Here is a 12,003-nt window from a genome sequence, read left to right on the forward strand (position 1 = left end):
GCTCCTAAAAAAGAATCAGTTCTGGGCCGTACGGCGACGGCGCACGAGGACCAGGGCGATGCCCGCCGCGGCGAGCACTCCCAGGCCGATGGCGACGTAGACCCAGGTGAGGGAGGAGGACTCGGAGGAGTCCGCGGCGGGGGCCGCGTCGGCGGCGGGCTCGGACTCGGTCGCGGAGGGGGTGGGGGTGGGGCCCACATCGCTGCCGAGGTCGGGCAGCGCGGGGAGCGCCGCCTTGTCGTCCACGGCCACGGCGAGGGAGACCGGGTCCATGGCGGTGCCCGCCTTGTACATCGAGCCGAAGGCCTTCGCGCCGCCCTCGGTGAGGGTGGCCGGGGCCTCGGTGAGGGAGGCGAGGCCGTCCTTGGGGGCGAAGTCCTTCGCGGTGAAGGTGACCAGCGGAACGGCCTTGCGGGTCTCGCCCTCGCTGACGACGTCGGCGCTCAGGGTGCCCTTGCCGCCCTTCACCTCGGTGGTGACCTTGTCGAGGGTGAGGTCGAGGTGTTCCCCGGTGAAGCGGACGGAGCCGGCGAAGGAGGCCTTCAGGGACTGCTTACCGGCGTCGTACGTGCCCTTGCCCTTGGGGAAGCGGAAGAGCGCGCCGCCGTCCTGGGCCCCTTCGGCGAGGGTCCACTCGCCCTGCGCGATGGAGCCGGTGACGTACTCGCGGAAGGTGCGGCGCACGCCCCAGTCGACGACGGCGTCACGCACCGGGGCGGCCTTCTTCTCCGCCTTGTCGCCGGACTTCTCCGCCTTCTCCGCCTTCTCCGCGGGCTTGTCGGCGGCCGGGGACTCGGCCGACTTCTCCGGCTTCGCCTGCTCCTGGCCCTTGTCCTGGCCCTGCTCCGGCGCTCCGGCCGCGACGTCGGCGCTCAGGCTGATCGGGTCGAGCGGGGTGCCCTCGGTGTAGAAGCCCGCGAAGGCGGCGGCCCCCTGGGCGGTGAGCGTGGCGGGGACGTTGTTGAGCGCGACGGGGCTGCCGCCGCCCCTCATGTCGATGCCCGAGAGGTTGAGCGAGGCGAAGGCGACCTGGGTCATGGTGGTGACCTTGCCGCTGCCCCGGGCCTTGCTCACCATGTCGACGTGGAGCGTGCCCGCGCCGCCGGAGATCTTGACGGTGGGGCGGCTCAGGGCCAGCTCCAGCTCATTGCTTCCGTCCGGCTTGGTGTGGCCGGTGAACTGGACGCCGCCGGTGAAGGCGGCCTCGAACGCGCCGGTCTCGGGGTCGTAGGCGCCCTTGGCCGAGTGGAAGCGGAAGAGGCTGTCGCCGACGGTGGCGGCGCCCGCCGTGAGACGGAAGTTGCCGTTGGCGATGGGGCCGGTGACGTACTTCTGGAAGGACGACTTGATGCCCCAGTCGAGTCTGCCGCCCTGCACCGAGCGGTCCGCCGCGTGGGCGGTCCCGACCGGGAGCAGGGCTCCGAGCAGGGCCGCGAGAAGCGCGACGGCGAGCACACGGGCCCGTCGATACGGCAGCATGAGATCCCTCCGAGGGGGTACAGCGTCTGGCAGAGCGAGGTAAGGCTAACCTAAGCTATGTCCAGCCTGTACCGGTAGCCCCATGCATTCCGGTTTTGGCTACCGGGTCCGGTTTTCTCAACTCAGCCACCGGCCCGGAACGAGCGGGGGAACGCCCCCCGAACCATGCCGGAAACGGCGTGCCTTGGAACGACAGGACGGTGCCCTCGGTGCTCTCGCAGCCCTCCGCGCGTTCGACGCGCAGATTTCGCCAGGTGGGCGCGGCTCTGACCGCGTTCGCCTTCGCCCTGGTGGCGACGGGCTGTGCGGGTGATTCCGCTTCGCCGGCCGGGAAGGACTCCGCCGCCAAGGGGAAGCCCGCCGTGGCCGCCGACCGGGTCGAGCCGCTGAGCACGGCCGCGAAGCCGCGGCTGCCCGTGACCGTGGAGTCCGAGGACGGGAGGAAGGTCACCGTCGGCTCCACCGACCGGATCGTCCCGCTGACCGGCTCCCTGAGCGAGATCGTCTTCACCCTGGGCCTCGGCCAGAACGTGGTGGCCCGCGATGTCACCGCCACCTTCGAACAGGCCGAGAAGCTGCCCGTGGTGACCCGGGGCCACGATGTCTCCGCCGAGAGCGTGCTGTCGCTGAAGCCGACGGTCGTCCTCGCCGAGACGGTCTCCGGACCCGCCGAGTCCATCCAGCAGATACGCGATGCGGGCATTCCGCTGGTGGTCGTGAAGACCGCGAAGGGCCTCGACGACGTCGGCACCCGGATCGAGAAGGTCGCCGAGACGCTGGGCGTGCCCGCCTCGGGCGCCGAGCTGGAGAAGCGCACTCAGGACCGGATCGCGGCCGTCCAGAAGGACATCCCGCGACCCGCCGAGGGGAAGAAGCCCCGAGTGGCCTTCCTCTATCTGCGGGGCACCGCCTCCGTGTATCTCCTCGGCGGCGCGGACTCCGGGGCCTCCTCCCTCCTGGAGGCGGCGGGCGCGGTGGACGCGGGCAAGGAGTCCGGTCTGACGAAGGACTTCACCGCGATCACCAGTGAGGCGCTCGCCAAGGCCGCGCCGGACGCGATCCTCGTGATGAGCAAGGGACTCGACTCGGTCGGCGGCGTCGACGGACTCGTCAAGATCCCGGGAGTGGCCCAGACCCCGGCGGGCATGGACCGCCGGGTGGTGTCGGTGCCGGACGGGGTGCTGCTGAACTACGGCCCCCGCACCGACGAGGTCCTCACCTCGCTGGTGGACCAGCTGTACGCGAACGGCGAGTGACCATGTCGACCGAGGCCGAGTCCCGCGCCCCCGAGGCGGGCAGCGCCGAAGCGGGCACCGCCGTCCGCCCGGCCAGGACCCCCGTACCCCCGGCGGCGGTCCCCCGGGGCCGCCGCTCCACCGCGTATCTGCTCACCGCCGGACTGCTCGGCGCGCTCTTCCTCGTCGCGCTGGTGTCCGCCGGATACGGCGCGTACGACATCCCGCTCAGCGATGTCATCGCCTCCGCCCGGCACCGGATGGGCCTGGGCGGGCAGCCGCTCGACCGGGTCGGCGAGAGCGTGCTGTGGAATGTACGGCTGCCGCGTGTGGTGCTGGCGCTGCTGGTCGGAGCCTCGCTGGGATGCGCGGGCGCGCTGATGCAGGGCGTGTTCGGCAATCCGCTCGCCGAGCCCGGCATCATCGGCATCTCCTCCGGCGCGGCCGTGGGAGCGGTCGCCTCCATCGCGCTGGGGCTGACCTTCTTCGGCAACTGGACCATCACCGTCTTCGCGTTCGCCGCGGGCCTGGTGACCGTCCTCCTCGTCTACGCGCTCTCCCGCTCCGGCGGGAAGACCGAGGTCGTCACCCTCATTCTCACCGGTATCGCCGTCAACGCCTTCGCGGGCGCGCTGATCGGCCTCTTCATCTTCTTCGCCGACAACGCGCAGATCACCCAGATCACCTTCTGGCAGCTCGGCTCGCTCTCGCAGGCGACCTGGCCCAAGGTGCTCGCCGTGCTCCCGTGCACCGTCCTCGGGCTGCTGATCGCCCCCTTCTACGCGCGCAAGCTGGATCTGCTCTCGCTCGGCGAGCGCTCCGCCCGCCATCTGGGCGTCGACGTGGAGCGGCTGCGCATCGTCCTCATCCTGGTCGTCGCGCTGCTGACCGCCGCCGCGGTCGCCGTCGCGGGCATCATCACCTTCGTGGGGCTGCTCGTACCGCATCTGCTGAGGATGGCGAACGGCCCGGGCCACCGCTTCCTCGTGCCCGGCTCCGCGCTCGGCGGCGCGCTGGTGCTGGCGCTCGGCGATCTCGCCGCGCGGACCGTCGCCGAGCCGGCCGAGCTGCCGCTCGGTGTGCTCACCGCACTCTTCGGCAGCCCGTTCTTCTTCTGGCTGCTGCGCAGGACCCGTCGTAAGCAAGGTGGTTGGGCGTGAGGACTCTCTTCGGCATCCGAGGGCGCGAGCTGCCCGAGCGGCCGGCCCCGGGCGCGGTGCTCGCCGAGGCGCGCGGTCTCCATGTCCGGCTCGGGGGCCGCGAGGTGCTCGCCGGGATCGAGCTGTCGGCGCGCGCGGGCGAGGTGCTCGCGCTGGTCGGGCCCAATGGCGCGGGAAAGTCGACGCTGTTCGGGGCGCTCGCCGCCGATCTGCGGGCCGATCGGGGCACGGTACGGATCGCGGACCGGCCCGCCGGTGAGTGGAAGGCCGGTGAGCTGGCCCTGCGCCGGGCGGTGCTGCCGCAGTCCGCCGCGCTCTCCTTCCCCTTCCCGGTGGAGGAGGTCGTCCGGATGGGGCGGGCCCCCTGGGCGGGGACCGCGCTGGAGGACGAGGACGACGAGGCCGTCGCCGAGGCGATGGCGGCGACGGAGACCGCCGAGTTCACCGGCCGCACCTTCGCCGCGCTCTCCGGCGGCGAGCGCGCCCGGGTCGCCCTCGCCCGGGCGCTCGCCCAGCGCACCTCGCTGCTGCTGCTGGACGAGCCGACCGCCGCGCTCGACCTCCGCCACCAGGAACTCGTCCTGCGCATCTGCCGCGAGCGGGCGGCGGCCGGGGACGGCGTGGTCGTCGTCCTGCACGACCTCGGTCTCGCCGCCGCGTACGCGGACCGGGTCGCGGTGCTCCACGAGGGGCGGATCGCGGCCGAGGGCGAGCCCGCGGAGGTCTTCGACGACGAACTGCTGAGCCGGGTCTACCGGCAGCCGGTGGAGGTCTTCCCGCACCCGCGCTCGGGCGAGCCGGTCGTCGTCCCGCGTCGCGAGCAGCGCTCGCCCAACGCCCCGGTCCCCGCCCCGGTCCCCGCCCCGATCCCCAGCCCGATCCCCAGCCCGGCGAACCGAACGGGCGAACCGAACGGGTGAGCCGACCGAACCTCCTCGCTGATCAGAGCGTCCTTGTGAGCGGTGCTCCACGACGCGTGCGCCGATCGTCGGAGAGGGCGGGATGTTCGACAACTATCTGTTCGGGCTGGGCCAGGGGCTCGCGGCGGGCCTCGCCGTCTGCGTGCTGATCGGGTGTCTGATCCGGACCGGGCGGCGGGAGTCGCCGTATCCGCTGCTGCTCGGCGCGGGGGTCGCGGTCCTCGGCTCGCTCGGGGCGGGCTTCGCGCTGGAGTTCGGCACCCGCTCGCCGGGGCTGACGTTCGAGGCGGCGGAGGTGCTCGGCGGGTTACTCGCGATCGCGGCGGCGGCCGCCGCCGCGAGGCTGGTGCTCCGGATGACGCACGGGGAGCTGGGCGCGGCCCGGCGCGGGCTGTTCGCGGCCGGAGTGCTGCTGGTGGGGCGGGAGGGGGTGGAGAGCGCGCGGTTCGCCTGGTCGGCGGTCCGGTCGGCGATCGACCCCGACGGCTCCGCGGCGCCGCTCGCCCTGCTGCTGCTCGGGGCCGCGACGGCCGTCGGGCTCTGTCTGCCCGCGCTGCGGGCGGTACGGCGGCTCCCGGCGGCCCGCTGTATGCCGTGGACGGCCGGACTGCTGGCGATGGCCGCCGCCGGAATGCTCGGCTCCGGAGTGCGTCGGCTCCAGGAGGCGCGGCTGCTGCCCGGCGCTTCGGACAAGGCGTACGACCTCGGGTCCGCGCTGCCGCCGGACAGCTGGTACGGCACCCTCCTCACCGCGATCGTCGGCGTCCCGGCCGACCCCACCTTCGTCCAGTTCTCGGTGTGGGCGCTCTGTCTGGTCCCCGCGCTCGTGCTGCCGGGTGCCCCGGTAGGCTTCGGGCGGTCAGCCGGGGGCGAGGAGAAGACGACCGATGAGAAGGCCGATTCCGGTGAGAAGGCGGCACACGCCCGGCCCGCGGGGCCGGACCCGGATGCCGTCGGCCGCCCCGGCGGCGCTGGCACTGGCACTGGTGCTGACGGCGACCGGCTGTGTGACGGTCCACGGGGAGCTGGCCGTGGTGCCGGCCGCGACGGAGGCTGAAGCGGCCGAGGCCCTGAAGGAGTTCACCGCCGCCTACAACGCGGCGGACAAGGCGTACGACCCCGCTCTCGCCGCCCCCCGGGTCGCCGGGGCGCTCGGTTCGATCAACCAGGCCGGGCTGAAGTCACGCAGCGTCAACTATCCGGACGGCAACCCCCGGCACACGCCGCTGGAGCTGACCGACCCCCGGTTCACCATCACCAAGAAGGCCGGCTGGCCGCGCTACTTCGTCGCCGACGTCGACTCCAACCGCGACCGGGACGAGGGCGCGCGGGACAACCGCTGGGTGATCGTCTTTCTCCGCAACGGCCCCGGCCAGCTCTGGCGCGCGGCCTATCTGACGATCCTCGCACCCGGCCAGATCCCGGCCCTCAAGACCGGTCAGGACGGCTTCGCCACCCCCGTCCCCGTGGACAGCACCGCCCTCGCGCACCGGCCGCGCGGGCTGAGCGACGCGTACGCCTCCTATTTGCGGACCGGCTCGCCGGGCACCTTCAAGGACGGCCCCCACACCTCCGGCTGGCGCGCCGCCCGCGCCGAGGAGGCCCGCCGCCCCGGCCGCTCCAAGCAGTATCTGGACGAGCCGGTGACGCGCGGCGACTTCGCCCCGCTCGCGCTCGCCACCGAGGACGGCGGCGCGTTCGTCTTCTTCACGGTACGGAACTTCGAGCGGGAGACCGCCGCGAAGGGCGTCCCCATCAAGATCGCCCCCGATGTGCGGGCGCTGCTCTCCGGCCGGGTGAAGTCCTCGCTCACCAAGGAGCGCGTCTCCAGCCAGGCTGTGGTCGTGCCCCCGGCGAAGGACGGCGGCAAGGCGGACGCCAAGGGCGGCGGCAAGGTCGATGTGCTCGGCCGCCTCACGGGCCTCACCTCGGCGAAGGGCGCGTAAGCCCCCCTCGGCGGCCCTCGGTCAGCGGCGGCCCAGCGGCCAGGCGAGACGGTGGTCGGCGTGTTCGTCCTCGGCGTCCGGGTCCGGGGGCTGGTGCTCTCCGGCGTAACGGGCGCAGGCGTCGGTGAGGGTTTCGAGAAGGGTGAGCGGGTCGGGGAGGGCGTGCTCGGGGCCGCGCAGCCAGTGGACGGCGTTCTCCCCGGGGAGCAGCGCCGGGGGTACGAGGACATAGCTGCCCCGGCAGTGCCAGCGCAGGCCGGGGTGTTCGGCCATGGTCTCGGGGCGGCAGTCCAGCTCGCAGGGCCACCACTCGTCCTCGTCCTCGGGGGTGCCCCGGGTGGCGGTGAAGAAGAGGGCCCGGCCCGCTTCGCCCTCGCCGGTGGACTCGGCGACCGGTCCGACCTCGATGCCCTGGTCGAGCAGGCGCTCCAGCGCGGCGCGCCCGGCCTCCAGGGGGACGTCGAGGACGTCGTGGACCATGCCGGTCGCGGTGATGAAGTTGGCCTCGGGCTGTCCCTGGGCCCAGCGCAGGATCTGGGCGCGGTCGGTGGTGGACTGCGTCTGCCAGGCGAAGGAGACGGGGTGCCGGCCGGGCGTGGGACAGCCGATGCGCTCACAGGAGCACCGGTACGCGACGGGGTGGGCGGCGGGTGCCAGGGGCATGCCGGCCTCGGCGACAGCGAGCAGCAGTGACTCGCGGCGGGAGTCGTCGGCCTCGGTGTCCCTGGGGCGCCTGCGCAGCCACTGGGGCAGCCGGCTCTCCCAGGTGAGCCTGTTCTCCGTGCCGCTGTGGCGGCTTCTACCGTCGGCCATCTATCCCCTCACACCTCACGCTCGCCCCAGGTGGTCTCTACCATCGTCCCACCATCCTGCGCCGTGAGCGGCCACGGATCCCCACCGGGGGGCGCACACAGGGGGCGGCCGGGGGCGGGGCGGGGGTGGTCAGGCCCTGGGCGAGAGACCGCCGAGCGCGTAGTCGACCAGGGTGTCGGCGTACTCGTGGGTGAGCGGGAGGGTGCGCAGCATCCAGCGGTGGGTGAGCGGGCCGACAAAGAGTTCGACGGCGACACGGTGGTCGATCCCCGGTCTCAGCTCCCCCGCCGCCTCGGCGGAGCGCAGCCGGTCGACGTAGAGCTGGAGCGAGGGGTTGAGGAGCCGCTCGACGTAGAGGGCGCACAGGGCCGGGTCGACCACTCCCTCGGCGGTGAGTGCGCGGGTGGGCGCTTCGAAGGCGGGGTTGGTCAGCTCGTCCACGGTGGCGCGCAGCACCAGCTTGAGGTCGGCCGCCAGATCGCCGGTGTCGGGGATGACGGGGGCGGTCTCGGTGGCCTGCTCGCCGAGGTCGAGGAAGGCGTCGAGGAGGACGGCGGCCTTCGACGGCCACCAGCGGTAGATCGTCTGCTTGCCGACCCCGGCGCGGGCGGCGATTCCCTCGATGGTGGTGCGGGCGTAGCCCAGCTCGGAGACGAGCGCGAGGGCGGCGTCGTAGATGGCCCGGCGGGAGCGTTCGCTGCGCCGGCCGGCGTCGGGGGTTCTGGTGTTCGGCTGGTTCTCGTTCATGGCACTCAATCTAGCAATGATGGACCGAGACGTTTCGTCTCGATTCAGTATCGACCTTGCCCCTCCCCGGCCCGGACCTGCGACTGAACAGGACGTTCCGGCCCGATTGGCCTCACCATGGCTGCACGGCACGCGGACCGCGTGCCGCTGTCGCAGTCGTCTGTGAGGAGCCCTCATTGCGCTCATCGCTTCATGACGCATCGCCGCGCCGCTATCTGATGTGCCCACCCGCGCACTTCATGGTGACGTACTCCATCAACCCATGGATGGATCCGGCGAAGCCCGTGGATCTGCCGCTGGCCATGACCCAGTGGGAAGATCTGCGGGACCGTTACCGCTCGCTCGGCCACACCGTCGAGCTGCTGGACCCGCGCCCCGGCCTGCCCGACATGGTGTACGCGGCGAACGGCGCGACCGTCGTCGACGGCCGGGTGCTGCTCGCCCGTTTCGCCCATCCGGAGCGGGCGGCGGAGGCGGACGCCCACCGGGACTGGTTCGTCTCGGCTGGCTGGCCCGAGGACCGGATCCAGGAGCCGGTCCATGTCAACGAGGGCGAGGGGGACTTCGCCGTCACCTCGTCCTATGTCCTGGCCGGGCGCGGTTTCCGGTCGAGTCCGCTCTCCCACGGGGAGGCGCAGGAGTTCTTCGGCCGGCCGGTGATCGGCCTCGATCTGGTGGATCCGCGCTACTACCACCTGGACACGGCGCTGTCCGTCCTGGACGACGCCTCGGACGAGGTCATGTACTACCCGGGCGCGTTCTCGGCGGGCAGCCGCGCGGTGCTCGCCCGGCTCTTCCCCCACGCGCTGCTCGCCCGCGAGCGGGACGCGGCGGCGTTCGGCCTCAACGCGGTGAGCGACGGACGGCATGTGCTGCTGCCGCAGGCGGCGGTGGGGCTGTTCGAGCCGCTGCGGGACCGGGGGTACGAGCCGATCGGGATGGATCTGGGCGAGCTGCTGAAGGGGGGCGGCAGTGTGAAGTGCTGTACGCAGGAACTGCGGGAGTGATCAGCCCTGCGGGGCCCGGTCCTGGTGGGCCCGGTCCTGGTGGGGTCAGTCCTGCGGGGGCGGCCAGGGGTCGCCCCACTCCGCGTCGCGGGAGGACTTGTACAGCGGCCCCTGCCGTTTGGTGACCGTCTGCCGGGTCAGCGTCCCGTCCCGGTCGCAGAGCTCCAGCAGCACCAGGCCCTTGCGGATCTGGGGCTTGCGGGTGATCCGCGCCGGGGCGGGGTCGGCCGGGAAGCGGGTGGCCGCCACATAGCTGAACTTCTCGTCCTCGTAGGGCAGCGAGCCTCCCTTCACCTGGCGGTGGAGGGAGGAGCGGCTGACGCGGGCCGAGAAGTGGCACCAGTCGGAGCCGGGCACGATGGGGCACCCGGCACTGTGCGGGCAGGGGGCGGCGATCGTCATACCCGCCTCGATCAGCCGGTCCCTGGCCTCGATGACGCGCTGGTAGCCGTCGGGGGTACCGGGTTCGACGATCACCACGGCGTCGGCCGCGCGCGCGGCCTCGGTGACGACGGCGGCGCGGTCGGCGGCGGTCAGCTCCTTGAGCACGTACGACACGGTCACGAGATCGGTGCTCTCGATCCGGATCGCCGCACTGATACGAGAGCGTTCCCAGCGGGCGGCGCGCAGCGCGGGCACCCCGGAGGCCAGCGCCAGCTCACGCCCCAGCGCGAGCGCGGGCTCGGCCCAGTCCAGCACGGTGGTGAGCGGCCCCGCGCCCCCCTCCGTACCCCCGTCGTCCATGCCTCCGTCGTCCGCCGCCCAGGCCTCGGCCACGGCCCAGCTCGCCGCGCCCGTGCCGCCGCCGATGTCGGTGTGGGTCGCGGGCGTCCACTCGGGTGCGGCCTCGCGCAGCGCGGCGAGTGCGGACCGTACCGCCTCGAAGGTCGCGGGCATCCGGTACGCGGCGTACGCGGCCACGTCCGAGCGGTCGCGCAGCACGGGCGCGTCGGTCGGGGTGGTCCCCCGGTAGTTCGCGATCAGCCGGTCGACGGCGCGCGCGGCCTGGGTGGGCGGCAGCCCGTCGAGCAGCCCGGAGAGGGCGGCGCGAAGGGCTTCCGAGGCAGGGAGGGTGTAAGGCACCCGGAGAGTTTAGGCCGTGCGTCCTGTCCTCCCGTCCCCGGCTACACCGCCGCCGGGCCGCCCGACCGCCGTCGCCACGGGCGGCACATCCCCAGGAAGCACCCCAGCGCCGCCACCGCGCAGACGAGCTGGACCACGGCCATCGGCACGGCCGTGTCCTCCCCGGCGATGCCGACCAGCGGCGAGGCGACGGCCCCGATGAGGAAGGAGGAGGTGCCGAGCAGCGCGGAGGCGGAGCCCGCCGCGTGCGAGGCGCGGGTCATCGCCAGGGCGTTGGTGTTGGGCATGGCCAGACCCATCGCGGCCATCAGGACGAAGAGCCCCCCGGCGACGCCGATCAGTCCGACGTCGCCGAAGACGCCCGCCGTCATCAGCAGCAGCGCGAGCGCCGCCAGCGCGATCACCGACAGGCCGATCCCCAGCACCTTGTCCAGGCTGATCCGTCCCACCAGCAGCTTGCCGTTGATCTGCCCGACGGCGATCAGGCCGATCGAGTTGACGGCGAAGAGCAGGCTGAAGGTCTGCGGGGAGGCCCCGTAGATCTCCTGGACGACGAACGGCGAGGCGGCGATGTACGCGAAGAGCGTGGCGAAGGCGAAACCGCCGGTGAGCATGTAACCGGCGAAGGCCCGGTCGGCGAGGAGTCCGCGCATCGTCCGCAGGGCCTGACCGACGCCGCCGCCGTGCCGCCGCTCCGGGGGCAGGGTCTCGGGCAGCCACTTCACCACCACGAGGGTGAGCAGCACGCCGATCGCCGCGAGCACGACGAAGATGCCGCGCCAGTCGGTCAGCCGCAGCACCTGTCCGCCGATCACGGGCGCGATGACGGGCGCGACGCCGGAGACCAGCATCAGGGTGGAGAAGAAGCGGGCCATCTCCACGCCGTCGTAGAGATCGCGGACCACCGCGCGGGCGATGACGATGCCCGCCGCGCCCGCCAGGCCCTGGAGCAGCCGGAAGCCGATGAGGAGTTCGGCGGTGGGGGCGAAGGCGCAGATGGCGGTGGCGACGACATAGAGGACCATGCCGATGAGCAGCGGCCGCCGGCGTCCCCATTTGTCGCTCATCGGCCCGACGACCAGCTGTCCCAGCGCCATGCCCATGAGACAGGCGGTGAGGGTGAGCTGGACGGTCGCGGCGGGCGTGGAGAGGGATTCGGTGACGGCGGGGAGCGCCGGGAGGTACATGTCCATGGAGAGCGGCGGGAGCGCGGTGAGCCCGCCGAGGACGAGGACGAACAGCAGCCCGACGCGGCGCGCGGCGGCGACCGGGAGCCCGGGGCCCGCCGGGGTGCCGACGGCTTCCGAGGCGCGGACCTCGGGGACCCGGGCCTCGGGGACCCTGGCCTCCGGGACCCTGGCCTCCGGGACCCGGGCCTCCGGGGCCCTGGCCTCGGGGACCCTGGCCTCGGGGACCCTGGCCTCTGGAATCTGGGCTTCCGCCCCCGTACCCGCTCCGGATGCCACCGCCGCCGCGACCGCCGCGCCGGGTATGCGGCTTTTACCGTCGTCCGAGCCGCGCTCCGGCTTCCCCATGACATCTCTCCGTATCGTTGAATCCTGTCCCATGTTCTCAGCTCGCCGGACGGTCCGAGGCCGTCGCACCGGCCGGGA

The 12,003-nt window shown here is 73.0% G+C and carries 11 protein-coding genes; 6 read left to right on the forward strand and 5 right to left on the reverse strand.

Annotated elements, in window-relative coordinates; genetic code table 11:
* Positions 1-15: 15 nt before the first annotated feature.
* A complete protein-coding gene (locus IE247_RS06405) occupies positions 16-1,479 on the reverse strand; it encodes an HtaA domain-containing protein (protein ID WP_190121889.1) in 1,464 nt (487 codons plus the stop codon).
* Positions 1,480-1,679: 200 nt separating this feature from the next.
* On the opposite strand from IE247_RS06405, the gene IE247_RS06410 reads away from it, so the two are divergent.
* From IE247_RS06410 to IE247_RS06430, 5 genes are all read left to right on the forward strand, one after another.
* Entirely contained in the window at positions 1,680-2,735 is a 1,056-nt protein-coding gene (locus IE247_RS06410) for a heme/hemin ABC transporter substrate-binding protein (RefSeq protein ID WP_190122110.1), read from the forward strand.
* Between the two features lie 2 nt (positions 2,736-2,737).
* Positions 2,738-3,874 (forward strand): FecCD family ABC transporter permease, encoded by a 1,137-nt coding sequence (locus IE247_RS06415; protein ID WP_190121890.1) that lies wholly within the window; start codon positions 2,738-2,740, stop codon positions 3,872-3,874.
* On the forward strand, positions 3,865-4,794 hold the full coding sequence (locus IE247_RS06420) for a heme ABC transporter ATP-binding protein (RefSeq protein WP_190121891.1): 930 nt from the start codon (positions 3,865-3,867) through the stop codon (positions 4,792-4,794). The genes IE247_RS06415 and IE247_RS06420 overlap by 10 nt, the downstream gene beginning before the upstream one ends.
* An 82-nt stretch (positions 4,795-4,876) precedes the next feature.
* Positions 4,877-5,851: an FTR1 family protein gene (locus tag IE247_RS06425; RefSeq protein WP_190121892.1), complete on the forward strand. Its 975-nt coding sequence runs from the start codon at positions 4,877-4,879 to the stop codon at positions 5,849-5,851.
* Positions 5,742-6,740, forward strand: coding sequence for an SCO2278 family lipoprotein (locus IE247_RS06430; protein WP_190121893.1), 999 nt, complete (start codon positions 5,742-5,744; stop codon positions 6,738-6,740). Before IE247_RS06425 ends, IE247_RS06430 begins: the two co-directional genes overlap by 110 nt.
* Before the next feature lie 21 nt (positions 6,741-6,761).
* Here the strand turns inward: IE247_RS06430 and IE247_RS06435 are convergent, their stop codons facing one another.
* Positions 6,762-7,553 (reverse strand): bifunctional DNA primase/polymerase, encoded by a 792-nt coding sequence (locus IE247_RS06435; protein ID WP_190121894.1) that lies wholly within the window; start codon positions 7,551-7,553, stop codon positions 6,762-6,764.
* A 129-nt stretch (positions 7,554-7,682) separates the two neighbouring features.
* Positions 7,683-8,300: a TetR/AcrR family transcriptional regulator gene (locus IE247_RS06440; RefSeq protein WP_190121895.1), complete on the reverse strand. Its 618-nt coding sequence runs from the start codon at positions 8,298-8,300 to the stop codon at positions 7,683-7,685.
* A 176-nt stretch (positions 8,301-8,476) separates the two neighbouring features.
* On the opposite strand from IE247_RS06440, the gene ddaH reads away from it, so the two are divergent.
* Positions 8,477-9,307, forward strand: a complete 831-nt coding sequence (gene ddaH, locus IE247_RS06445; protein WP_373305514.1) for a dimethylargininase — start codon at positions 8,477-8,479, stop codon at positions 9,305-9,307.
* A gap of 45 nt (positions 9,308-9,352) precedes the next feature.
* Here the strand turns inward: ddaH and IE247_RS06450 are convergent, their stop codons facing one another.
* Positions 9,353-10,390: a small ribosomal subunit Rsm22 family protein gene (locus tag IE247_RS06450; RefSeq protein ID WP_190121896.1), complete on the reverse strand. Its 1,038-nt coding sequence runs from the start codon at positions 10,388-10,390 to the stop codon at positions 9,353-9,355.
* 41 nt (positions 10,391-10,431) lie between these two features.
* Positions 10,432-11,925: a multidrug effflux MFS transporter gene (locus IE247_RS06455; protein WP_229868717.1), complete on the reverse strand. Its 1,494-nt coding sequence runs from the start codon at positions 11,923-11,925 to the stop codon at positions 10,432-10,434.
* Positions 11,926-12,003 lie beyond the last annotated feature (78 nt).

The sequence above is a fragment of the Streptomyces inusitatus genome, assembly GCF_014651115.1.
Classification (GTDB): domain Bacteria; phylum Actinomycetota; class Actinomycetes; order Streptomycetales; family Streptomycetaceae; genus Streptomyces; species Streptomyces amakusaensis.

What these genes read in the sequence shown, in the direction of transcription:
- IE247_RS06440 (WP_190121895.1), bottom strand. Translation starts at nt 8,300, where the DNA reads ATGAACGAGAACCAGCCGAACACCAGAACCCCCGACGCCGGCCGGCGC.
- IE247_RS06425 (WP_190121892.1), top strand. Translation starts at nt 4,877, where the DNA reads ATGTTCGACAACTATCTGTTCGGGCTGGGCCAGGGGCTCGCGGCGGGC.
- IE247_RS06415 (WP_190121890.1), top strand. Translation starts at nt 2,738, where the DNA reads ATGTCGACCGAGGCCGAGTCCCGCGCCCCCGAGGCGGGCAGCGCCGAA.
- IE247_RS06430 (WP_190121893.1), top strand. Translation starts at nt 5,742, where the DNA reads ATGCCGTCGGCCGCCCCGGCGGCGCTGGCACTGGCACTGGTGCTGACG.
- IE247_RS06455 (WP_229868717.1), bottom strand. Translation starts at nt 11,925, where the DNA reads ATGGGGAAGCCGGAGCGCGGCTCGGACGACGGTAAAAGCCGCATACCC.
- IE247_RS06405 (WP_190121889.1), bottom strand. Translation starts at nt 1,479, where the DNA reads ATGCTGCCGTATCGACGGGCCCGTGTGCTCGCCGTCGCGCTTCTCGCG.
- IE247_RS06435 (WP_190121894.1), bottom strand. Translation starts at nt 7,553, where the DNA reads ATGGCCGACGGTAGAAGCCGCCACAGCGGCACGGAGAACAGGCTCACC.